Origin of the sequence: Sulfitobacter aestuarii, assembly GCF_042685005.1 — a bacterium.
GTDB classification, from domain to species: Bacteria; Pseudomonadota; Alphaproteobacteria; order Rhodobacterales; family Rhodobacteraceae; genus Sulfitobacter; species Sulfitobacter aestuarii.
The window spans coordinates 56941-78653 of record NZ_JBHUMP010000012.1; the positions used below are offsets into that span (position 1 = coordinate 56941).

A 21713-nucleotide genomic window follows, 5' to 3' on the forward strand; every position below is an offset into this window, starting at 1 on the left:
ACTGACGCTATTGATCCATCTGCTATTGTATCTAAAATGTTAGCAGCTATCTTATATGCTGTTTATTCGGATAAACGCGAGGGACTTTTTGGCAATGCAGGCAAATCCGATCGCGATCCGAGAAGGCAGCCTCCTGTGACGGAGGCTTCCCGGACAAACGGCAGGTCATCGAACGGCTCGCTCAACCTGTTGGCGGATCAGGCCTATGCCGAGCTCATGGGCCAGCTGCGCAGCGGTTCGCTGATGAGCGGCGCGTTTCTGTCCATGCCGGTGCTGGTCGAGCGGCTCGCCTGTCCGATCGCGGCAGTGCGCGATGCGGTCAAGCGGGCCGAGGCCGGCGGGCTGGTTACGGTGCTGCCCAAACGCGGGGTGATGGTCATGGATGCGGGTGCCGATATGACCCGCGAATGTCTCGAACTGCGGGCCATTTTCGATTGCGAAGGGGCCCGGCGTTTGATCCAGAATGTGGACCGGATCGAGCTCGGCGCCCTGCGGACGGTGCATGAGGAGCTGCGCGAGGCGGTTCTTGGCCAGAGCGATCCGGATCTGACGCGGCGGGCGATCGAGACCGATCTCTCCCTGCATGACGCACTGTCGGCCGGACTCGCCTCGCCGCTGGCCGAACGGCTCTATGCCGAGAACCGCGACCGGATCGCGGTGATCCAGAACACGCGCCCCTTCCTCGCCGACCGCATCGTGTCCGCGATGGATGAGCACCTGACCATTATCGGCGCCATCGAGGCGCGCGACACCGAGGCAGCGCTCACCGCGATCCGCACCCATCTCGATGGCACCCTGCGCTGGTGGGGCGTCAGCCCTTCCTGACCGAAGTTTCGCGCGCTGCCGCTCGTGTTCCCGCCTGCGAGATAGCGCTGTGATATTGCAACAGTCGGCTTTTAATCCCTGCTCCGGCAAAACAGGCGTTCGGCCATTCGGGACGCTGGTTCGAATCTCGCGCAAGGCGCGGGAGCGCTGACCAGGGGCAGCTATGTTGCTCCCTGAAACTGGTCCATTTCTGGTCCAACTGGTGTTTTCGAGGGGCACCGAGGCGCCTGCTAAAACCGTGAAATGCTTAATAGAGTGAAATTATATTCCACCGGCGAAAGAAAATTCGTTGCGCGACAGGATTTTTTCCCCATAATTTTCTTATCGCCGGGCGGAACCGTCAAATTGGTCTGAACCGGTATACTTCTGGTCCGATGCCGACCGCCCACACGGGATTTTGGTACCGCGACCTCGCAAAGTCGGCGGAACACAGTCGGCGCAAAACATATAGACCAAGAGGGAATAATTGATGTCACTAGACGTGAGTGCTGTCTACGCACAACAGGTCACGCTGTCTTCACTGGTGCAGAACATCCTGTATGCATCCGGCGTTGTCGGCGCGATCCTGGTGGTCGTCGGGCTGCTGCTGATCGACGCGGGTACCGCGCGGCGCCGCAACCTGTTCAACTCCACCATCGAGAAGACGCTGGGCTTCTTCCTGGGTTTCGCGACCTATTATGTCATCGGGTTCGGCTTCTGGGCCGGACAATATTACATCATGGAAGGGGCCACCATGATGGATTCGATCAAGGATTGGTGGATCGGCGGCGCGATGACCAATTCACTGGCGCATCATACCGACCCGGGGGTCTTCCCGGGACTCAACACCTTCCAGATCTTCATCTTCTTCCTCGCCGTCTTTGCGGGGATCATCAACGTGCTGCTGCATTTCTCGGTGTCCGAGCGGATGAAGGCCTCGGCCTATTTCATCACCTGCATCGTCGCCGCGGTCGTCTCCTCGATACTGAGCTGGGCGGCCTGGGGCTCGGTCGGGCCGCTGACCAATGCCGGTTTCCACGATTTCTTCGGCGTCGGTTTCGTCTATCTCTTCCCGGCCGGCATGGCGCTGGTGCTGACCACGAGGCTCGGCGCGCGTCCGGGCATGATGACGCCGCATCCGCAGGTCTCGGCCTATCTGGCGCCGAGCATCGGCCTCTGCGCACCGGGGCTGCTGCTGATCTTTGGCGGCTTGCCGATGGTCATCCTGTCCTGTCTCTTCTTCTTCGACCCCGAGGCGCTGGCGGTCAGCGTTACCATGGCCGATACCAGCGTCGGCGTTGCGCTCAACAATTACGCGCTGGTCTGGGCGGGCGGTGCGATCACCGGTCTGCTGCTGGCCTACACGTCGAAGAACTATGCCTATACGTTGCTCGGGCCGCTCGCCGGCTATGTCGCCGGCGCGTCGGGTTTCGACGTCTACCTGCCCTGGCAATCCTTCGTCGTCGGCCTGCTGGCACCTTTCGCGGCCTATGCGGTCTATGAGTTCACGCTGAAGCGCGGCATCGACGAGCACAAGCTCTTCCCGTTGTTCCTGGGCAGCGGCACTTTCGGCCTGGTGATGCTGGGTATCTTCAAGGCCGGGACGCCGCGCGGCGGCTATCTCGGGATCGAGGAGGGGGCCTATGCCTTCCAGCATGGCGAGATCTCGCTGGTGATGCAGCTCGTCGGGACGGCCGTCTGCATCGGCGCGGGTGTCGTCACCGCCTTCGTGCTGGCCTTCATCCTTGAGCGGACCATCGGTCTGCGGGTGAGCGAGGAGGATCAGGTCAACGGGCTGGACATCAAGCTCTGGGATCTCGAACCCGACGTGGTGACCCATGCCGATACCGACGCCGGGCGTGTCGGAACGCGTCAGCCCGAGCCCATCGGTCTGAAGGACGAAGGGCTGCAATCGGCCTGAACCGCGATCATCGACCGCGCCTCTCGGGGGCGCGGTCCGGTCCCGACAGATCCCGCCCCTCCAAGAGGCGGGATCTGTGCCATCCAGAACCTCAGATCGACTTCTGGTTCACCCGTCGCGAGACCTCCTCGGCGCTTTCCTTGCGCTCGCTGTAGCGGTCGAGCAGAGAGGCATTGCTGTCGCGGGTCAGCAGGGTGAATTTCACCAGCTCTTCCATGACATCGACCATCCGGTCATAGAAAGGCGAGGGTTTCATCCGGCCCGCCTCGTCGAATTCCAGGAACGCTTTGGGCGTGGAGGATTGGTTCGGGATGGTCAGCAGGCGCATCCAGCGGCCAAGAATGCGCAGCTGGTTGACCGCGTTGAAACTCTGCGACCCGCCGCTGACCTGCATCACCGCCAGCGTCTTGCCTTGGGTCGGGCGCACGCTGCCCAACGACAGCGGGATCCAGTCGATCTGGGTCTTCATGATACCGGTCATCGCACCGTGACGTTCCGGCGAGCACCAGACCATACCCTCGCTCCAGGCCACGAGATCGCGCAGCTCCTGCACCTTGGGATGCGACACATCCGCGTCATCCGGCAGCGGCAGGCCCGAAGGGGAATAGCTGCGGGTCTCGGCGCCGAACCGGCTCAGAACGCGGGCCGCCTCCTCGGTCATCAACCGGCTGAAGGAACGTTCCCTCAGCGAACCATAGAGCAGCAGGATCCGCGGCGGATGGGCGGAGCGCTGCCGCGGCAGCAGAATCTCCGCGTCGATCGGGACGAAATGGCGTTCTTCGAGATTGGGTGTGTTAGACACAGCGATTTCCTTCGGCATCGATCAGCAGGCTGCCGTCCTCGCGTGCAAACGGGCCGGGCGGCAGCGTGTCGAGAAGATCGAGCACCGTCTCGCTCGGCCGACAGAGCCGGGTGCCCCGCGGCGTGCAGACGATGGGGCGGTTGACCAACACCGGATGCGCCAGCATCGCCTCGATCAATGTCTCCTCGCTTGTCGCCGGATCGAGCAGACCCAGCGCCTCGGCCGGGGAGTTCGACACCCGCAACGCGCTGCGCGGCGTCAGGTCGGCGGCGGCAAAGAGCCCGAGAAGCTGCGGCCGCGTCCAGCCGGTGTCGAGATACTCGATGATCACCGGGTTCTCCCCCGCGGCCCTGATGATCGACAGGACATTGCGCGAGGTACCGCAATCGGGGTTGTGATGAATGAGCACGGTCATCGCGCGTCTCCCTGTTTGGTGAACCAATGTTGGGTGCGGTTGGCGAAGGCCACCAGCGAAAGCATCACCGGCACTTCCACCAGCACGCCGACCACGGTGGCCAGCGCCGCGCCGGAGCCGAGCCCGAAGAGGCTGATGGCGACGGCGACGGCCAGTTCGAAGAAATTCGACGTGCCGATCAGCGCGCAGGGGGCCGCGACATTGAACGGTATGCCCCAGGCCCGCGCCGCGCCATAGGCGAGAAAGAAGATGCCGTAGCTCTGGATCAGCAGCGGCACCGCGATCAGCGCGATGACCAGGGGCCGCTCGAGAATGACCTCGCCCTGGAACCCGAAGAGCAGGACCACGGTCACCAGCAGGCCGATGATCGAGAAGGGCTGGACCCTGGCGCGGAACCCGTCGACCGCCCGCACGCCGCCCTGCCGGACGAGCCGCTCGCGGGTCAGGTAGCCCGCCAGCAGCGGCAGCATGACATATAGGGCAACGGAAAGCAGCAATGTGTCCCAGGGCACGGTGATATCCGTCACGCCGAGCAGGAACGCCACGATGGGCGCGAAGGCGAAGACCATGACCACGTCGTTGACGCTGACCTGCACTAGCGTATAGGTCGCATCCCCGCGGGTCAGGTTCGACCAGACGAACACCATCGCGGTACAGGGCGCCGCCCCGAGCAGGATCACCCCGGCGAGATAGGCGGTGGCGTCCTCTGCCGGGATCAGCCCGGCGAAGACATGTTCGAAGAACAGCACGCCGAGCGCCGCCATGGTGAAGGGTTTGACCAGCCAGTTCACCGCCAGCGTCACCACCAGCCCCTTGGGCCGGTCGCCGACCTGGCGCAACGCGGTGAAATCGACCCCGACCATCATCGGATAGACCATCGCCCAGATCAGCACCGCCACCGGCAGGTTGACGGAGGCGACCTCCAGGGCGGCGAGGGTCGAGAACAGGCCCGGAAAGAGATTGCCGAGCACCAGCCCCGCCCCGATGGCGAGCGCCACCCAGAGCGACAGCCAGCGTTCGAAGGGTCCAAGCCCCGCGGCGGCGGGAAGCGATGTATCGGTCATGGGATGCTTTCGATCTGGGGCGTTTCAATGAGAGCGACAGGGGCGGTGCGGTTATCGGGCGAAGGCGGCGGGCTGCTAGCAGGCACAGGCGAGTTCATCGATCACCGGTCGGCACAATTCCGGGCGCCCGCCACAACATTCCTCCATCAGGAAGCCGAGCAGGCCGCGCATCCCGTCCATGTCGGCGAAATAGCGAATGCTGCGGCCCTCGCGGGTATTGCGGATCAATCCGGCACGGGTGAGAATCGCGAGATTGGCCGACATCGTGTTCTGCCGCACCGCCAGCCTCTCGCTGATCTCGCCGGCCGACATGCCTGCCTCACCGGCCTTGATCAGCAGGCGGAACACGTCGAGCCGGGTCGGCTGGCTGAGGGCGGCGAAGGCTTCGAGGGCGTTTTTTCTATCCATATATCGACGATTATCGAAATATAAAGAGCGCGTCAACACAGTTCCCCCGACCCAAACCGCTCCCGTTTCTTCTGACGCCAAATACCTCAGGGAGTTTGAGGGACAGCGTCCCTCATTCTCACCATCGATCCAAAACCTTCACATAATCCGGCTTATCGGTCTGGACCGCACCCAAACGACTGAATGTATCATTTGTACTTATGATTGACAGATCGAAAAACAAATGCAACTCATTCACCCGAAGCAACCCTCGAAGACTGCGCTCATGGCCGAACCCAGCTCGATCACGGATCTTGTGGCCGCCCATTACGGGGCGCTGCCCGACGGGCTGCGCAAGGCGGCGGATTTCGTTGTCGCCCGGCCCGTCGATGTGGCCACCAGCAGCCTGCGGGCGATTGCCGCGGCGAGCGGCCTGTCTCCGACGACCTTTTCGCGGCTGGCCCGCGCCCTTGGCCTGGCGCGGTATGAAGAGATCCGCCAGCTCTGCCGACAGAGCTTGACGCCGCCCGCGACCAGCTTCTCGGGGAAGGCCCGGCAATTGCATTCGGCCGCGGAACAGCCAAGCGGGCTTGGCGCGCTGTTCTTCCAGCAGGCTTCCGAGAGTATCGACAACTTGCAGGAGCTGGCCCGCGGGCTCGATGTCGCTCGGCTGGAGCGGGTGGTGAAACGGCTTGCGGCCGCGCGCCGTGTCAGACTGCTGGCGGGAGGCACCTCGCGGGGGCTGGCGAAATATCTCGAGGAGATGGCGGGCTGGATCTGCGACGACTGGCGGCTGATCGACGAACAGGATGCCGCCCGGGCGATAAGCGATGAGGCCGCCGGAGACGTGCATATCCTCATTTCCAAATCGCTGTTCTCGGCCGCCCCGATCCGCGCCGCGCAGCTGGCGGCGGAGCGCGGCGGTTTCGTCCTTTTGATCACCGATTCCCACACCTGCCCGGCCCTGCCCTTTGCCAGCGAGTATTTCGTCCTGCCCACGGAGAGCCCGCATTTCTTCCCCTCCTATGCCACGACGCTGGTTCTGCTCGAAGCGATGATGAGCATGCTCGCCGCGGAGCTCGGCGATGCGGCGGAGGCGCGGATCAAGTCGGTCGAGGCGAGCAGCCGTCGGCTCGGGGTCTATCGCGCATGATCCGCCCCGCCACTCCGTACCGGCGCAGCAAATCCGTCCCCCGCCCTTCAGCTCACAGGAGAACAACATGAAGACACATGCGCAGGCCGTGGTGATCGGCGGCGGCATTGTCGGCTGCTCGATCCTCTATCACCTCGCCAAGCTCGGCTGGCGGGATGTGGTCTTGCTCGAACGGGACGAGCTGACCAGCGGTTCAACCTGGCACGCGGCGGCGAATATTCACGGGCTGCACGACAACAGCAACATCACCCGCATCCAGCATTACACGATGAACCTCTACAAGCAGCTCGAGCAGGAGACCGGCCAGGGCTGCGGGGTTTTCCAGCCGGGCTCGCTCTATCTGGCGCAGACCGAGGCGCGCGAACACCAGCTGCGCCTGCAGGAGGCGAAGGCGAGGTATTACGGGCTGAATTTTCACGAGGTCAGCCGTGAACAGGCCCGCGAGCTGCATCCGCTGGCGCAGTTCGACGATGTGCGCTGCATCATGTTCGAGCCCGATGGCGGCAATGTCGATCCTTCCGGTGTCACCATGGCCTATGCCGCCGGAGCCCGCGCGCTCGGGGCCGAGATCGAGCGGTTCTGCCCGGTAACCGGCACCGAGCAGCAGCCCGACGGCCGCTGGATCGTGCGCACCCAGAAGGGTGACATTCACACGCAATGGGTGGTCAACGCCGCCGGGCTCTGGGGCCGTGAGGTCGCCGCACTGGCCGGGCTGACCCTGCCGCTGCAACCCACCGAGCATCAGTATTTCGTCACCGAGACGATTCCGGAGGTCGCCGGGCTCGACCGTCGCCTGCCCTCGATTGCGGATCGTGACGGCGAATATTACTTCCGGCAGGAGGGAAACGGCTTCCTGATCGGCGCCTATGAGCGGGACATGCGCTTCTGGGCCGAAGACGGCACGCCGCTCGATTTCGCCCATGAGCTGTTCCCCGACGACCTCGACCGGATCATGGAAAACGTGATCCGCGCGACCGAGCGGGTGCCCTGTGCCGCGACCGCCGGGGTGAAACGGGTGATCAACGGGCCGATGATCTGGTCGCCGGATGCCAATGCGCTCTGGGGACCGGTGCCGGAGCTGCGGAATTACTTCCTTTGCGGCGGGATCATTCCCGGCTTTTCGCAATCGGGCGGGCTCGGCCTGCTTTCGGCGCAATGGATGATCGAGGGCGAGCCGCAATATGACATGTTCGCCTGGGACCTCGCCCGGTTCGGCGACTGGGCCGACAGGAAATTCACCAAGGCCCGGGTGCAGGACCAATATGCCCACCGTTTCGCGATCCACTTCCCCAACGAGGAACGCGCGGCGGGCCGTCCGGCGCGGCTGCGTCCGGCCCATGCGATGCAGCGCGAGATGGGCGCGGTGTTTGGCATGAACTGCGGCTGGGAACATCCGCTTTGGTTCGCCGAGCAGCCCGGCTTGAGCGACTCCAACAGTTTCACGCGGCAGAACTGGTGGGAGCCGGTAGGCCGTGAGGCGCGGATGCTGCGCGCGCATGTCGGGGTGATCGACATCTCGAATTTCGCCAATTACGTGATCAAGGGACCGGGCGCGCGGGATTGGCTCGACGCGCTTGTCGCCAACCGGGTGCCGAGCGAGACCGGACATTCCTGCCTGACACCGCTGATCTCGGTGCGCGGCGGGATCGCGGGCGATTTCACCATCACCAAGCTGGCCGATGATGAATACATGATGGTCGGCTCGGGGATGGCCGAACGCTATCACCGGCGCTTCTTCAACATGGTGCCCCTGCCCGAGGCCACGACATGCGAGGTCGCCACCGACCGGATCTGCGGCTTCAACATCGCCGGGCCGCGGTCGCGCGAGTTGCTGCAGCGGCTTACGGAGACGGACCTGTCCAATGAGGCCTTCCGCTTCATGCGGTCGCGGCGCATCGCGGTTGCGGGGATCTCCTGTCTGGCGCTCCGGGTTTCCTTCACCGGGGATCTCGGCTGGGAGCTGCATTGCGACGCGGCGGATCAGACCGCGCTCTACACCGCCCTGCTCGCCGGGGCGCATGAGCTTGGCGGCGGCCCGGTGGGCGGTCGCGCGCTCGGCAGCCTGCGGATCGAGAAGGGCTATGGCTCCTGGGGGCGGGAATATTTACAGGAATACTGGCCCCAGGAGGTCGGGCTCGACGGGCTGATCAAGCTCAACAAGGATTTTCTGCACAAGGAGGCCTATCTGGCACTCAGGGACAAGGCGCCGCGGGAATTGCTCTCGATCTTCGAGATCGATGCGGTGAACAATGCCGATGCCAGCGGCGGCGAGCCGGTGTTCACCAGCGGGGGTGCGCCTCTCGGGCGGGTGAGTTCCGGCGCGTTTGGCTATTGCGTCGGCAAGTCGCTGGCGCTGGGATTTGTGGATCCGCAGCGCGCCGGGCCGGGCGATCGCGTGCAGGTGATGATCCTCGGGCGGCCGCATGAGGCGCGGATCCTTGCGGAACCGCCGTTCGATGCGGCGGGCCTGCGGCTGCGAAGCTGAGGCGTCGCGGCGCGGGTTACGGCAAAGGCAGTGCGGTGGGGCGCGTGATGGCGCTCAGCCGGGCCGGGTGTCTTCGGGCAGGAGGTCCACCCGCCCATGTGCTGCCAGCCGCCGATTGAGGACAGCGGCTTCGGGCAGGCCCGCTTCGAGCGCGAAGACGAAGGCATGGGTGAGATAGAAACAGGCGGCGTCGACATGGCCCGCCGTTTCCTGCTGGTCCGCCGCGAGGCTGTAGAGCTGCACCAGCGCGATGCTGTCGGCTTGTTCATGGGCCTGCAGCAAGGCCCGATCCAGCGTGGCGCGGTCCATGTTCAGCGCCGACTCGCGCGGCTACTGGCGGCGCGCGCCCGCGCGTTACTTTTCACGGCGCACGTCCGCGCGTTACATTTCACGGCGCGCGCCCGCGCGTTACATTTCACGGCGCGCGCCCGCGCGCGACCTGCCCCGCTACCCAATGATGGAAATTGTGGGTCGGCCCGTCCATCGCCGGAGAGAAGCGTCCGCCGTCGAACAGCACGCCCTGACGGCCTTTCTGCATGCCCTCGACAACGAAGATATCCTCCTCGAAGACCTCCTTCCAGCGGTGGGCATTGATCTTGCGCAGCGCGTCGAGCTGCGGCATGTCCTCGGCAGGGGCGGCGTAATAGAGCTCGATATGCTCGATCGTGCGGCCAGATTCGACCGGCTCCAGCACGATGGCGAAGGCATGGTCGCGCTGCACGCCGAAGAGCACGTTGGGATAGAGCGCGACATATTCCGCCCCCTCGTCCCATTGCGCACCGAGCCCGGCGAAATCCGGCAGCCTGTCGCCATTCTCGGCCTCGAGCTGGCGATAGACCAGCGTTCCCTGACCGGAATAGCGTCCGAGCTCGGCGATATTGTAATGGTCTTCGAGCCGGGAATAGCTGTTGAGACCGGGGTGGACCCAAGGCAGGTGATAGCCCTCGCAGTAATTCTCGACCGCCAGTTTCCAGTTGGTGGCAACGTCGAGCGTGAAGGAGGAAGCCCCCCCGTCGTGATGCAGCGGCTGGTCGAATTCCTGCCACCGCCGTATCAGGTCGCCATGGACCTCCTCGAACTCCGGGGCGGTGCCGTCGATATTGACGAAGACCACGTCGCGCCAGACGAACGAACGGATGCGGACCAGTCCGAGATCGTCCCTGTTGATATCCTCATGCCGGTTCTGCCCCGGCCCGCCCACATGCGGCGTTGCGCGCAGCGCGCCGTTCAACGCGTAGCACCAGCTGTGATAGGGGCATCGGATAGCGCCGCCGATCTTCGTCGGGGCGGAGACCAGGATCATGCCGCGGTGGCGGCAGGTGTTCTGGAACACGTTGAGCGCTCCATCGCGGTCGCGCACCATCAGCAGCGGCATGCCGAGAAACTCGATGGGCCTGGCATCGCCGGGTTCGGGCACATCCTTGGCGAAACCGATCCCGGCCCAGTTGGCGAAGAGGACGCTGTTTTTCTCCTCCGCGAAGACCGCCGGATCTATGTAATGTGCATTGGGCAGGCCGCGCGCCAGGTTGACGGAGGTCATGACCTCGCCGAGTGACATCTGCTGGTTCATCATCACGCCTCCCGCCGCATTGTGCCCGTCATGATGAGCCCGGAAAGGCTTGCCGCTCAATAGGCGAAATTTTAGCCGACAGATGAGCTTATCTCATCCGTACCGCTGGCGATCTCGCGGATGATGAAGGATTTGAGCGCCTGTCCCGATGTACAGAGTTCGGCATCGGGGCGACTGATCAGGTAAAAGCTGTGCGGGGCGCGCAGGCTGTGCGGGGCGATCCGGGTCAGCCTGCCGGGGCCGAGCAGCGGCGTCACCAGCCGCTGCCAGCCGAGCGCCAGCCCCGCGCCCTCGCGCGCCGCCTGCAGGACCACGGAATAATTGTTCACCCGCAGCCCTCTGGCGATGGGCCCGCCATAGCCGAGTTCGCGAAACCATTGCGCCCAGCCGGTCCAGGACCGGTCCACCGAGTCGAGATAGATCAGCCGTTCGCGCGCCAGTTCCGCAAGCGTGCAGCCCTGAAGCCGCGCCGCGATGTCGTCATTGCCGACGGGCACCAGCCGGTCCTGGTAGAGCTCGATCTGTTCCAGCGCGCTGCCCCGTTCGCGACCGTAGCGGATATACATGTCGATCTTCGGCAGATCGCGCAGGGCGCCGTCCTGCACCTGTTGCGAGACATTGGCTTCGGGATGCTCGCGCCAGAACCGCAGCACCGCCGAAGACAGGTAGAGCGAGGAGACCGCCGAGGTCGCGCCGATCGAGACGCCCTGCCCGGTCCCGTGCGCACGCAGCGAGCGCAGGCTCCGGGAGATCTGCGCGAAGGAGCTCGCGAGCGACTGGAAAAGCTGTTCGCCCTCGCCGGTGAGCTCTACGCCCCGATGTCGGCGCAAGAAGAGCGGCAGGCCGAGCTCCTGCTCCAGCGCGCGCACCTGGTGGCTTACCGCGCCGGGGGTGACCGAGAGTTCCTGCGCCGCCTCCTTGAAGCTGAGACGCCGCGCCGCCGCTTCGAAAGCGGCGAGGGTGGTCAGCGAGGGCAGGTTGTAATGGCGGCGGGACATGGGCGCGGGAGGACCGGTGAGGTGAAAGGCATTCATCTCACCTTGGCGGTTCCGAAGCGGCATGTCGAGCCGCGATGGCAACCGGGCCGCAGAGCCCTGACCTCCCCCGGCGCGGCTCAGCGCAGGAAATTGTCGCGCAGCAGCGAGACGACCTCCTTGATCCGTCCGTCCATCACCGCCCGCGCCCCGAAGAGCGCCGTGGAGGCGACCTGACCGGCCTCGATCTCCGGCGGCATCACCAGTTCCATCCGGTTGACCGGCACGTCGAGCAGCGCAGGACCGTCCTCGGCGAGCCAGGCGGTCATGGCCGCTTCCAGATCCGCGGCCGATGTCGCCTTGTGCCCGGCAATGCCACAGGCCTGTGCCAAAGCGGCGAAATCCGGGTTGTCGAGCCCGGTATAGGCGTCCACCAGCCCTTCGACGCGCTGCTCCATCTCCACGAAGGCCAGCGAGCCGTTGTTGAAGACGAGGAGCTTGACCGGCAGTTTCTCCTGCCGGAGCGTCAGGATGTCGCCCAGCAGCATGGTCAGCCCACCATCGCCGCAGAGCGCGAGGACCTGCCGGTCGGGCTGCGCCGCGGCGATGCCCATCGCCTGGGGATAGGCATTGGCCATGGTGCCGTGCATCAGGCTGAAGAGAAAGCTGCGCGCGCCGGTCGCCCGGATGTGGCGCAGGCCCCAGACCATCGGGCTGCCGCCGTCGCCGGTAAAGGCCGCATCGTCGGCGGCGAGCCGGTCGAGCATCTGCGCGACGAATTGCGGATGCATGAGGTCTTCGTCCTTCTCCGAGGCCCGATCCTCGTAGGTCTCCTGATCCGCCTGCCATTGCTTCAGCGCGGCCTGGAGATGGCTGTCGTCCTGCTTCTGCGCCACCCGGTCGAGCAGCGCCTCGACAGTCGCGCGGACATCGCCGAGCAGACCCATATGCACCGGGGCACGGCGCCCGAGCCTTGTCGGGTCGATGTCGATCTGCACGACCTTGGCCTGCTGCGGCCAGAACTGGGTATAGGCAAAGTCGCTGCCGAGGCAGAGCATCAGCTCGCAATCGTCGATTGCCTGCATACCCGCCTTGTTGCCGAGGATCCCGGTCATGCCGACGTTGTTGGGGTTGTCCGGCTCGATGAATTCCTTGGCGCGGCTGGTATGGGCGAGGGGTGCCTGCAGCCGTTGCGCCAGTGCCGCGACCTCGCGCCCTGCCCCGCGCGCGCCGATCCCGGCATAGATCGTCACCTTGTCGGTCTCGTCGATCATCTGCGCCAGCCGGTCGAGATCCGCATTCGAGGGCCTCACATGGGGCACCGGACGGTGCACCGACCAGGCAAGCTCGTCCTTGCCGGTCTCGCGGAACATGTCGCCGTTGACGATCACCACGGCGACCCCACCCTGTGTCAGCGCCGCCTGTGCCGCCATGGTGGTGATCCGGCGGGCCTGATCGGGATGCGAGATATATTCGCAGAAAACCGAGCATTGCTCGTAGATCCGCCGCTGATCGACCTCCTGGGGAAAGCCGAGCCCGGCCTCGCTGCGCGCCACGTCAGAGGCGATGAGCAGCACCGGCGCCTTGTTGCGGTGGCTTTCGAAGATGCCATTGACGAAATGCAGACTGCCCGGCCCGCAGGTCCCGGCGCAGACCGCCAGTTCGCCGGTGGCATAGGCTTCGCCACCCGCGGCAAAGCCGGCCACCTCCTCGTGGCGCACGTGCATCCAGCGCAGCGAGGATGTGCGCACCGCATCGGTGAAATGGTTGATCGTATCCCCGACGATGCCCCAGATACGCTTCGCGCCCGCCTGTTCGATCGTCTCGACGATGATTTCTGATACGTTTCTGGCCATGTCGTTCTCCTTTCAGGATCGGGATTCCGCTTCGGTGGAGGCGCGGCGATCCGCGAGGTCGATCGCCGGTTGGAAACTCTCTGCCTGCGCGGCGCGCCACCAATCGGCATAGGCGGTGTCTTCGGGTGCCTCGAGCAGCGCATTTGGCGGCAGGAAGGCGTGGATACGGTCCATCGGGGCGGATTTCTCCGGGCCAACGCGGTGCATCAGGTGATGGGGGCGCAAATCGCGCGGATGGGTCAGCCCGGCGCTGGCCACCATATCGACCATTGCCTCGACGGTCTTGCAATGGAACCGCGCGGCATGGCGGCCCTGGATTTCGGGGATCAGCCCGCGCTGGCGATGCGGGTCCTGGGTCGTCACGCCGGTCGGACAGGTGCCGAGATGGCAGCGCTGCGCCTGGATGCAGCCGATCGAGAACATGAAGGCGCGCGCGGCGTTGCACCAATCGGCCCCCATCGCCAGATTCCGCGCCAGCCCCATGCCGGAATAGATCTTGCCGCTCGCCACCAGCCTGATCCGGTCCTTGAGCCCGCAGCCGACCAGCGCGTTACGCATCAGCACCAGCCCTTCGGAGAGCGGCAGGCCGACCCAGTCGGACAATTCGACCGGTGCCGCGCCGGTGCCGCCCTCGGCCCCGTCCACTACGATGAATTCGGGGGTGATCCCGGTCTTGAGGATCGCCTTCATGATTGCAAAGACCTCGTAGGGCTGGCCGACGCAGAGCTTGAGCCCCACCGGCTTGCCGCCCGAGAGATCGCGCATCTTCGCGGCGAATTCGAGCATTTCGACCGGGGTGGAGAAAGCGCTGTGGCTGCGCGGGGACAGGCAGTCGCGATGCGCCGGAACCTTGCGGACCTCGGCGATCTCCTGCGTCACCTTCGGCGCGGGCAGCAGCCCGCCATGGCCGGGCTTGGCGCCCTGGCTCAGCTTGATCTCGGTCATCTTCACGGCATCGTGCTGCGCCGTCTCGGCGAAGGCGGCGGGGTCGAACCGGCCGCTGTCGTCGCGCGCGCCGAAATAGCCGCTGCCCAATTCCCAGACGATATCGCCGCCGTGGGCCAGATGATGCGCGCTCAGCCCGCCTTCGCCGGTATCGTGATAAAAGCCCCCTTCCCGGGCACCGTAGTTCAGCGCCCGGATCGCATTGGCGCTGAGGGAGCCGAAGCTCATCGCGGAGATGTTGAGCACCGAGGCCGAATAGGGCTTTGCCGTCTGCGCGTTGCCGACCGAGACCCGCGGGTTCTTTTCGGGGTTTTCCTCTGCGGCGATGGAATGAAGCAACCAATGGTGGTTGGCATCGTCGGTGTCACGTTCCGTGCCGAAGGGATGGGTGTCGGTCTCGCCTCGGGCACGGGCATGCACGAGGTTGCGCGCATCGAAAGGATAGGGCGTGCCGTGCAGATCGTCCTCGACGATATAGGAGCGCAGATAGGGCCGCAGTTCGTAGAAGATCCATCGGATCCGCCCCGCCACCGGATAGTTCCGGGTGATCACCCATTTGCGTTGCAGATAATCGTAGAGCCCGAGCAGCATGACCGGGAGCGTCACGGCGAGGACCCAGAGGAAGCCCGGGCTCACCAGTATCGCCAGCAGGATGGCCAGAAGCGAAAGCGCGAGCGCGAATAGCGGGATCGATGCGCGCTTCAGAATGTCCGCCATGTGACTTGTCCGCCGTGTTGCTCTTCGACCTGCCGGGATGCAGGCTCAACACGGCAGGTCTGGCGAGGTTCCGAGGTCGGCGGATCGGAACCTGCGGCCCTTGCCGACCCTAACGCGGCACCTGATGGTCCCAGGTCCGCTCGAAGAGGATCTCGCTGCCTTCCCGGGCGATCAGCGTCTGCTGGATGTCGAAATGCTCCGGCCCGCCTGTCATCCGCGTATGGGCCTGCGTCGTGACGAGCCAGTCGCCCCGGCCGAAACCACGCTGCCATTCGATCTCTGCCTCTGCCTGCGCCGGATCGGCCGGGTCTATGCGCCAGGTCTCGCGCACGGCGCTTTCGGTAATTAACCCGGTTTCGAGATCCTCGATACGGCCGTGATCGGAGGCGATGGTGAGCGTGATGATGCCACTGTCGGGATCGGTCTCGCGACGTTTCTCGTCATGGCCCGCGCGCAGGATGCGGCTGCGGCGCGCCGGCGCGGAGACCGGCGGCGGGAAATGCCATTCATCGCCCTCACTCGGCGCGCGCAGCGGCAGCTCGAGCGTGCCGCTCTCCAGCGTCAGCGCCGCGGCCTGCGGTTCGGGCCACGCATAGGGCCAATAGCTGCCCGCCACCGCCAGCCTCAGCCGGTGCCCGGCGGGCAGGTGATAGGCGGTCTCGTCAAGGCTCAGCGTCACCTCGACATCTGCGCCCGGCGTCAGATCCTCCTTGGTCTCGAACCCGTTGCGGTTGCGCAGGTCGAGAAGCCCCATGGAGATCAGCATCGAACTGCCATCGGGGCGCAGATCGCAGAGCCGCACGACGAGCTGGGCGCGCGGTCGGTCCGCCGACAGTCTCAGGCGCAGCCGCGGACGCCCGGTGATGTCGCGCCCCACTGCCAGCGGTCCACCGTCGAAACAGGCGCTGCGGGCATCGTCGGGCTGCTGGTCGTCGGGCAGTTCGCCGGGTCCGAAGCCGAAGGTGAAGAATTCGCCGCATTGCTCGCCATGGCGCAGATCGGGGTCGATCCGCGCGGGCAGCGCGCCCGCCAGATCCCGACCGAGGACCAGCTCTTCCAGCGCCACGTCAGGCGCGGGCAGCGACCGCGCCGTGATCCAGCGGCCCTCGCGGTGATCCGCCGCCGGGTCGGGATGGGCGCTTTGCATCACATAGGCGCGCCAGGCCGGATCCTCCTCCGCCCCGTTCTCGATGCCCTTGAGCCAGCGATCCCACCAGCGCAGCGCCTCCTGCAGATAGCCGATCGACGGGCCGATATTGCTCACATGCGGGTATTTGTGCCCCCAGGGCCCGGCCACGCCCTTGACCGGGGCATCGAGGTTTTCGACCAGATGGCGCATGGTGTTGCGATAGCCGTCATGCAGTCCGCCGAAGGCCAGCACCGCCGCCTTGATCGCCGCGTAGTCCTCGCAGACCGAGCCGTGTTTCCAATAGGCGTCACGGTCGCGATGCTGGGCCCATGTGCGGGCAAGCGGCGGCGTGTTCTCGAGCCGCTCAAGCCAGATCGCGCGCCAATCCTCGCCCACCAGCGCCGGGTCGGGCGGCATCGAGAACCAGGACAGCACCGTCGCGGCCCAGCTGATATTGTCTGAATGCTGCACTCCGCCCTTGTAATGCACGTCATCGGCATAGCGATCGACGGTCGAGCCGATGGTGACCACCGCCTTCAGCGCCTTGGGCGCGCGGGCGGCGATCTGCAACCCGTTGAACCCGCCCCAGGAGATCCCCTGCATCCCCACCGCGCCGCTGCACCAGGGCTGCGCCGCGATCCAGGCGATTACGTCTTCGCCGTCCTGCAATTCCTGTTCGGAATATTCATCGTCGAACAACCCCTCGCTCTCGCCGCAGCCGCGCCGGTCGACGCGCAGGCAGGCATAGCCGCGTTCCGCGAACCAGGGGTGCATCCCGGCATCCCGCGCCGCCGTGCCGTCGGATTTGCGATAGGGCAGGTATTCGAGGATCGCGGGCACCGGATGGGTGTCGGCATCGCATGGCATCCAGACCCGCGCCGACAGCCGGGTGCCGTCCGGCAGGGTGATCCCCATGTCGCGGTCATGCTGGATTTCGCAGAGGGTCTCGTCGGTCATGGTCGGGCCTTTTCGGTTCTGGGACGATGCCATCGGCACGGCGCGGTCGGGCTTGTCCCCGGTGGTCCCATGCCGCCTGTCCGGGGTCAAGTTCCGCGATCCGCGCGCCGGTCAGACCGCGCAATAGAGCTCATGCAATGTCTGCAGCACGGCGGCGGCCTCCCGGCCCTCGATCGCATAATAGATCGTCTGACCCTCGCGGCGGCTCGAAACCAGCCCCGCCTCCTTCAGCGTCTTGAGCTGCTGGGACATGCGCGGTTGTGACAGGCCGCAATCCCGCGCCAGCTCGCCCACCGGCAGCTCGCCCTCGACAAGGCGGCACAGGATCTGCAGCCGCGCCTTGGAGGCGAGCATGGCCATCAGCCTCGCAGCACGGTCGATGTCACCATCGCGGAATTCAGGGGTCTCGGTCATATTAGCACTATTGAATATTAGGAAACCGGAATATATCACTGTCTGAGGGCGATGCAATGGCGACGCCCGCCGGAATCAAGGAGGCACGGAATGGAAACCCAGTTCACCCCATGGCTGTCGCTGCTCGGCGGCATGACGATCGGGGCCTCGGCGGTCCTGCTGATGGCCACCAACGGTCGCATCGCCGGGATCAGCGGCCTCACCTCACGGATTTTCGCGCGCGACAGCGACGGGGAGGCGCGTGGTGTCTCGGCGCTGTTCGTGCTCGGCCTGCTGCTTGCGGCACCGCTCTGGCTCGTCTTCTTGGGCGGCTGGCCGCAGCAATGGGTGCCCTCGAATCTGCCGCTGATGGCCCTCGCGGGCGGGCTGGTCGGCTTTGGCGCGGTCTATGGCAATGGCTGCACATCCGGGCATGGCGTCTGCGGTATCGCGCGCGGCTCGGGCCGCTCTATCGTGGCAACCGCGATCTTTGTCGCAGCGGCTTTCGTCACCGTGACCCTTACCCGCCATGTGATCGGAGGCTGAGATGAAACAGCTTTTCGCCTTGCTCAGCGGCGTGATCTTTGGCCTGGGACTCATCGTTTCGGGCATGTCCGATCCTGCCAAAGTGCTGAACTTCCTCGACCTCTTCGGCAGCTGGGATGCCAGCCTCGCCTTTGTCATGGGCGGTGCGATCCTGGTGGCGGCGCCCGGTTTCGCCTGGCTGACGCGCCACCGCGAGCGCCCCTTCTATGACAGCAAATTCCGCATCCCAACGCGCTCCGACCTCGACCCCCGGCTGATGGCCGGCGCGGCGATCTTTGGCATCGGCTGGGGTCTCGGCGGTTTCTGCCCCGGTCCGGCGCTGACTTCGCTGCCCATCGCCGCGGCGGGCACGCTGGTCTTCGTGCCCTTCATGCTGGGCGGCATGTGGCTCGCCCGTCATACCCCCGATCTTTCCCTCACCTCTCGTACAGGAGACGCCTCATGAGCGATGCATTGAACAGCCCAGTCGTGCGCCATTCCCCCTCGACCGGCGCGGGCAGCCCCGATGTCTGGGGCATCTATGAGCCGGATACCGGCTCGATCCAGTATATCTGCGCCGATCCGGCGACGCGGCAGGCGGCGCTGATCGACGTGGTCTGGAATTTCGATCCGAAGAACTACAAGTTTTCGAGCGAGAGCATGGATCAGGTGCTCGATCTGGTGCGCGAGAACGACCTCAAGGTGCAATGGGTGCTCGACACCCATCCCCATGCCGATCACGTCATGGCCTCGGCCAGGCTCAAGGAACGCACCGGCGCGCCCAATGCAATCGGCGCGCTGGTCCCGAAGATTGCGGGGATCTGGGCGGAGCTCTACAACCTGCCGGATGCCTTCGATCCGGTCCGCGATTTCGACAGGCTCTTTGAAGAGGGCGACAGTTTCATGATCGGTGAACTGGACGTCCGGGTGATGCTCTCACCCGGCCATACGCTCGGCTCGATCACCTATGTCTGCGGCGATGCCGCTTTCGTGCATGACACGCTGATGCAGCCCGATACCGGCACCTCGCGCTCCGATTTTCCGGGCGGTGATACCGGCGAACTCTGGGAGTCGATCCAGGATATCCTGGCGCTGCCCAACGAGACGCGGCTCTATGTCGGTCATGATTATGGCACGGAGGATCGCGAGGAGCCGCAATGGGAGGCCAGCGTCGCCGAGCACAAGGCTCAAAACATTCATGTCAAGGACGGGACCAGCCGCGAGGACTGGATCGAACGGCGCCAGAAGCGCGACAAGACCCTCGCCTTGCCCGACCGCATCCTTGCTGCATTGCAGATCAACCTGCGCGGCGGGCGGCTGCCTGCGGCGGAGAATGACGGTCACCACTACCTGAAACTGCCGGTCAGTCGCTTCGACTGATCCGGGTGCCACGGCCGGAGCGGTCGCGGTCTCCATTGGCAAAGTCGCAATGCCCGTGCGCCTGTTGGTGGCACGGGTGTCGGCGCTGCACATTCGGAACAACTTTCCCGTCCTGCGTGTTTAATGAGTACCAGATCAATCCGTCGGGGAGGTTCGGGTATGTCCTGTCTGCCGCATGTGGAATACGACGCGGGAAGTTCGCTGTCCCCTGTCGCCCTGCGCGCCGCCCTGCGACGCTGGGACGTGGCCCCGGTCTCCGTCCCGCCGAGATGCGATATCCAGCATGAGGGCGAGCGGGTGCAGGCGCTCTACCTGGTTGAATCTGGCTGGCTTTTTTCATATTCCCTGCTTTCTGAAGGTCAGCGGCAGATCCTCGGCCTGTACCGGGCGGGGGATATTGCCGGGCTGGCGGATGTGGGCGCGGAGACGGCATCCTGTTCGCTGCGCAGCCTGCGCAGTTCGGTGTTGCAGCCGATCCCGCTCGCGGCCCTCGCCTCGCCCGCCTTCCTGTCGCCGCAGGTCGCGGGTTTTCTTTTGCAGAAATCCGCGCAGGCCCAGCAGAGGCTGATGCGCACGCTGGTCGCGGTGGGACAGATGGACGCGCGCCAGCGGATCGTCTGGCTGATCCTGACGCTGCACCACCGCCTGCACGGGGAACAGAATATCGAGGATACGCTCGAGATACCGCTCAACCAGTCGGAGATCGGCGACCTGCTCGGCCTCACCAATGTCACGGTCAGCAAGGCCCTGTGTCAACTCGCCGAACAGGGGTTCATTGCCCGCCGCGGCAACCGTATCGCGCTGCTTCGGCCTGCCGAATTACGCCGGATGATCGGTCAGGAGCCGAGTGTGCTGCCTGCCGATATCATTATCGAACCCGACCAAAATGCTCGGCGCAGCCGCGGAAATCGCCGCTTCGCCGCGCCGATGATCGGGAAGGTCCGCGATGCCCTGTCCCGCGACCGGAAACCGTGACGATCTGACAAACAGGCCCCGGACGGGAAACGGCCAGACCATTGGCCCGGCCGTTCCCGCGTCACGAAGTCAGCTCAACGCCCCATCAGGATTTGCCACCGGACTTTCCGGCCTGCTGAGAGTGTTCGCCCGAATGCTCATTCTTCACCCGCAGATTATTCTGCACATGCTGCACGCCTGAGACGGAATCCGCGCAATCCTCCGCGCAGCGTTTGGCCTGTTTGGAATCGACATGACCGGACAGCGTGACCTCGCGATTGGAGACCGAGACTTCGATATCCGAGGCATCCACGTCGTGATCATCCGAGAGACGGTCGTTGACATCCTCCATGATCCGGTCGTCCGAACGCTGGTAGTTCTTCGGACCCCGGCCCCGGTGCGTCTGCCCCGAGCCGCCGAAATCGCCGCCTCCGGATCCGCCCTGACCCCAGGACCAGCCCGAGAATCCGCCGCGCTGCTCACCCTGGCCGCCCGAACCGGAGCGATATTGATCGCTGCCCTGATCGAAATTGCCGCCCTGGTAGCCGCCGCCCTGGAAATTCCCTTGTTGCCCCTGCTGCTGGTAGCCGCCGCCCTGGTAGCTACCCTGCTGGCCCTGTCCCTGATATCCACCCTGCTGACCCTGTTGCCGGTTGCCACCCTGCCAGCCCTGCGACTGATAGCCGCCGCCCTGATAGCCTCCCTGCTGTCCCTGATAGTCGCCGCCTTGGTAACTGCCCTGCGGGTTCTGCTGCTGGTAGCCGCCGCCCTGGTAGCCGCCCTGATTTCCAAGCTGATGCTGGCCCTGGTCGCGGCCTTGCCAGTCGGCGCCATATTGACCTTGCTGGCTGCCGTAATCCTGACCCTGCCAGTCCTGTCCGCCATAGCCCTGCTGGAAATCCTGTTGGGCGCCGCGGTTCTGATAGCCCTGCTGCTGGCCGTATGTCTGGCCCTGCTGCTGATTGCTGCGATCCTGATAGCCACCCTGCGATTGCTGGCCCTGCCCTTGCCAGCTCTGCCGGTTTTCCCTGTCCTGCGACTGGTCCCTTCCTTCATACCCTTGCGAACGCTCTTGGTGATTACTCCGCTGGGCCATCATCAATTCCTCCATTCTGGGTTGTGCCGTCTCACGGAAAATCCTCCCGACTCCCCGGAGGGCCCGCCCAGCCTCGGCCCTTTGACCCGCCGTCACATTAAAGTGGGTTAACCGCGCGGCCAGACAGGATCGCCATAGGCTGACATGCGCCGATCCTGCCGCGGCCGTGCAGCTTGCGGTGCCCTC

At 65.0% G+C, this 21713-nt stretch carries 20 protein-coding genes; 8 read left to right on the forward strand and 12 right to left on the reverse strand.

From position 1 onward, the window contains the following. Positions 1-135: 135 nt before the first annotated feature. Both ACFSUD_RS13690 and ACFSUD_RS13695 read left to right on the forward strand, forming a co-directional pair. Entirely contained in the window at positions 136-825 is a 690-nt protein-coding gene (locus ACFSUD_RS13690; RefSeq protein ID WP_386375171.1) for a GntR family transcriptional regulator, read from the forward strand. Positions 826-1294: 469 nt separating this feature from the next. Continuing rightward, positions 1295-2725 (forward strand): ammonium transporter, encoded by a 1431-nt coding sequence (locus ACFSUD_RS13695; protein WP_386375172.1) that lies wholly within the window; start codon positions 1295-1297, stop codon positions 2723-2725. A 91-nt stretch (positions 2726-2816) separates the two neighbouring features. Here ACFSUD_RS13695 and arsH read toward each other — a convergent pair whose 3' ends face one another. The 4 genes from arsH to ACFSUD_RS13715 all read right to left on the reverse strand — a co-directional run bounded on the left by arsH (position 2817) and on the right by ACFSUD_RS13715 (position 5414). Then, positions 2817-3527 carry an arsenical resistance protein ArsH gene (gene arsH, locus ACFSUD_RS13700; RefSeq protein ID WP_386375173.1) on the reverse strand — a complete coding sequence of 237 codons (711 nt, stop codon included), beginning with the start codon at positions 3525-3527 and terminating at the stop codon, positions 2817-2819. After that, entirely contained in the window at positions 3520-3942 is a 423-nt protein-coding gene (gene arsC / locus ACFSUD_RS13705; protein ID WP_386375174.1) for an arsenate reductase (glutaredoxin), read from the reverse strand. The genes arsH and arsC overlap by 8 nt, the downstream gene beginning before the upstream one ends. Further along, positions 3939-5006, reverse strand: coding sequence for an ACR3 family arsenite efflux transporter (gene arsB, locus ACFSUD_RS13710; protein WP_386375175.1), 1068 nt, complete (start codon positions 5004-5006; stop codon positions 3939-3941). Before arsB ends, arsC begins: the two co-directional genes overlap by 4 nt. Before the next feature lie 75 nt (positions 5007-5081). Next, a complete protein-coding gene (locus ACFSUD_RS13715) occupies positions 5082-5414 on the reverse strand; it encodes an ArsR/SmtB family transcription factor (protein ID WP_386375176.1) in 333 nt (110 codons plus the stop codon). Between the two features lie 265 nt (positions 5415-5679). Here ACFSUD_RS13715 and ACFSUD_RS13720 point away from each other — a divergent pair, with 265 nt between their 5' ends. Together ACFSUD_RS13720 and ACFSUD_RS13725 are read left to right on the forward strand one after the other, a co-directional pair. Next, positions 5680-6546, forward strand: a complete 867-nt coding sequence (locus ACFSUD_RS13720) for a MurR/RpiR family transcriptional regulator (protein WP_386375177.1) — start codon at positions 5680-5682, stop codon at positions 6544-6546. Positions 6547-6613: 67 nt separating this feature from the next. Then, entirely contained in the window at positions 6614-9031 is a 2418-nt protein-coding gene (locus tag ACFSUD_RS13725; protein ID WP_386375178.1) for a GcvT family protein, read from the forward strand. A gap of 54 nt (positions 9032-9085) precedes the next feature. Here the strand turns inward: ACFSUD_RS13725 and ACFSUD_RS13730 are convergent, their stop codons facing one another. The 7 genes from ACFSUD_RS13730 to ACFSUD_RS13760 all read right to left on the reverse strand — a co-directional run bounded on the left by ACFSUD_RS13730 (position 9086) and on the right by ACFSUD_RS13760 (position 17593). Then, a complete protein-coding gene (locus ACFSUD_RS13730; RefSeq protein WP_386375179.1) occupies positions 9086-9340 on the reverse strand; it encodes a hypothetical protein in 255 nt (84 codons plus the stop codon). Between the two features lie 106 nt (positions 9341-9446). Continuing rightward, a complete protein-coding gene (locus tag ACFSUD_RS13735) occupies positions 9447-10601 on the reverse strand; it encodes an aromatic ring-hydroxylating oxygenase subunit alpha (RefSeq protein ID WP_386375229.1) in 1155 nt (384 codons plus the stop codon). A gap of 71 nt (positions 10602-10672) precedes the next feature. Then, positions 10673-11599 carry a LysR substrate-binding domain-containing protein gene (locus ACFSUD_RS13740; RefSeq protein ID WP_386375180.1) on the reverse strand — a complete coding sequence of 309 codons (927 nt, stop codon included), beginning with the start codon at positions 11597-11599 and terminating at the stop codon, positions 10673-10675. A 116-nt stretch (positions 11600-11715) separates the two neighbouring features. Then, positions 11716-13431: a thiamine pyrophosphate-dependent enzyme gene (locus ACFSUD_RS13745; protein WP_386375181.1), complete on the reverse strand. Its 1716-nt coding sequence runs from the start codon at positions 13429-13431 to the stop codon at positions 11716-11718. 12 nt (positions 13432-13443) lie between these two features. After that, the gene (locus ACFSUD_RS13750; protein WP_386375182.1) at positions 13444-15093 is read right to left on the reverse strand and encodes an FMN-binding glutamate synthase family protein; all 1650 of its coding nucleotides are present in this window, start codon (positions 15091-15093) and stop codon (positions 13444-13446) included. Between the two features lie 109 nt (positions 15094-15202). Further along, positions 15203-17179: a CocE/NonD family hydrolase gene (locus tag ACFSUD_RS13755; protein ID WP_386375183.1), complete on the reverse strand. Its 1977-nt coding sequence runs from the start codon at positions 17177-17179 to the stop codon at positions 15203-15205. Between the two features lie 111 nt (positions 17180-17290). Continuing rightward, positions 17291-17593 (reverse strand): ArsR/SmtB family transcription factor, encoded by a 303-nt coding sequence (locus ACFSUD_RS13760; RefSeq protein WP_386375184.1) that lies wholly within the window; start codon positions 17591-17593, stop codon positions 17291-17293. 90 nt (positions 17594-17683) lie between these two features. On the opposite strand from ACFSUD_RS13760, the gene ACFSUD_RS13765 reads away from it, so the two are divergent. The 4 genes from ACFSUD_RS13765 (at position 17684) to ACFSUD_RS13780 (ending at position 20452) form a co-directional block, all read left to right on the forward strand. After that, on the forward strand, positions 17684-18118 hold the full coding sequence (locus ACFSUD_RS13765) for a YeeE/YedE family protein (RefSeq protein WP_449343064.1): 435 nt from the start codon (positions 17684-17686) through the stop codon (positions 18116-18118). Position 18119: 1 nt separating this feature from the next. Beyond that, on the forward strand, positions 18120-18563 hold the full coding sequence (locus ACFSUD_RS13770; RefSeq protein WP_386375186.1) for a DUF6691 family protein: 444 nt from the start codon (positions 18120-18122) through the stop codon (positions 18561-18563). Then, on the forward strand, positions 18560-19477 hold the full coding sequence (locus ACFSUD_RS13775) for an MBL fold metallo-hydrolase (protein ID WP_386375187.1): 918 nt from the start codon (positions 18560-18562) through the stop codon (positions 19475-19477). Before ACFSUD_RS13770 ends, ACFSUD_RS13775 begins: the two co-directional genes overlap by 4 nt. Positions 19478-19636: 159 nt before the next feature. After that, complete coding sequence (locus ACFSUD_RS13780; protein ID WP_386375188.1) at positions 19637-20452, forward strand: Crp/Fnr family transcriptional regulator; 816 nt, start codon at positions 19637-19639, stop codon at positions 20450-20452. Between the two features lie 85 nt (positions 20453-20537). Here the strand turns inward: ACFSUD_RS13780 and ACFSUD_RS13785 are convergent, their stop codons facing one another. Next, positions 20538-21527 carry a BON domain-containing protein gene (locus ACFSUD_RS13785; RefSeq protein ID WP_386375189.1) on the reverse strand — a complete coding sequence of 330 codons (990 nt, stop codon included), beginning with the start codon at positions 21525-21527 and terminating at the stop codon, positions 20538-20540. Between the last annotated feature and the right edge of the window lie 186 nt (positions 21528-21713).

Bases quoted from the DNA above. Each gene is read 5' to 3' on its own strand.
- ACFSUD_RS13695 (WP_386375172.1), top strand. From the start codon at position 1,295: ATGTCACTAGACGTGAGTGCTGTCTACGCACAACAGGTCACGCTGTCT.
- arsC (WP_386375174.1), bottom strand. From the start codon at position 3,942: ATGACCGTGCTCATTCATCACAACCCCGATTGCGGTACCTCGCGCAAT.
- arsB (WP_386375175.1), bottom strand. From the start codon at position 5,006: ATGACCGATACATCGCTTCCCGCCGCCGCGGGGCTTGGACCCTTCGAA.
- ACFSUD_RS13715 (WP_386375176.1), bottom strand. From the start codon at position 5,414: ATGGATAGAAAAAACGCCCTCGAAGCCTTCGCCGCCCTCAGCCAGCCG.
- ACFSUD_RS13720 (WP_386375177.1), top strand. From the start codon at position 5,680: ATGGCCGAACCCAGCTCGATCACGGATCTTGTGGCCGCCCATTACGGG.
- ACFSUD_RS13725 (WP_386375178.1), top strand. From the start codon at position 6,614: ATGAAGACACATGCGCAGGCCGTGGTGATCGGCGGCGGCATTGTCGGC.
- ACFSUD_RS13730 (WP_386375179.1), bottom strand. From the start codon at position 9,340: ATGGACCGCGCCACGCTGGATCGGGCCTTGCTGCAGGCCCATGAACAA.
- ACFSUD_RS13735 (WP_386375229.1), bottom strand. From the start codon at position 10,601: ATGAACCAGCAGATGTCACTCGGCGAGGTCATGACCTCCGTCAACCTG.
- ACFSUD_RS13740 (WP_386375180.1), bottom strand. From the start codon at position 11,599: ATGTCCCGCCGCCATTACAACCTGCCCTCGCTGACCACCCTCGCCGCT.
- ACFSUD_RS13745 (WP_386375181.1), bottom strand. From the start codon at position 13,431: ATGGCCAGAAACGTATCAGAAATCATCGTCGAGACGATCGAACAGGCG.
- ACFSUD_RS13750 (WP_386375182.1), bottom strand. From the start codon at position 15,093: ATGGCGGACATTCTGAAGCGCGCATCGATCCCGCTATTCGCGCTCGCG.
- ACFSUD_RS13755 (WP_386375183.1), bottom strand. From the start codon at position 17,179: ATGACCGACGAGACCCTCTGCGAAATCCAGCATGACCGCGACATGGGG.
- ACFSUD_RS13760 (WP_386375184.1), bottom strand. From the start codon at position 17,593: ATGACCGAGACCCCTGAATTCCGCGATGGTGACATCGACCGTGCTGCG.
- ACFSUD_RS13765 (WP_449343064.1), top strand. From the start codon at position 17,684: ATGGAAACCCAGTTCACCCCATGGCTGTCGCTGCTCGGCGGCATGACG.
- ACFSUD_RS13770 (WP_386375186.1), top strand. From the start codon at position 18,120: ATGAAACAGCTTTTCGCCTTGCTCAGCGGCGTGATCTTTGGCCTGGGA.
- ACFSUD_RS13775 (WP_386375187.1), top strand. From the start codon at position 18,560: ATGAGCGATGCATTGAACAGCCCAGTCGTGCGCCATTCCCCCTCGACC.
- ACFSUD_RS13780 (WP_386375188.1), top strand. From the start codon at position 19,637: ATGTCCTGTCTGCCGCATGTGGAATACGACGCGGGAAGTTCGCTGTCC.
- ACFSUD_RS13785 (WP_386375189.1), bottom strand. From the start codon at position 21,527: ATGGCCCAGCGGAGTAATCACCAAGAGCGTTCGCAAGGGTATGAAGGA.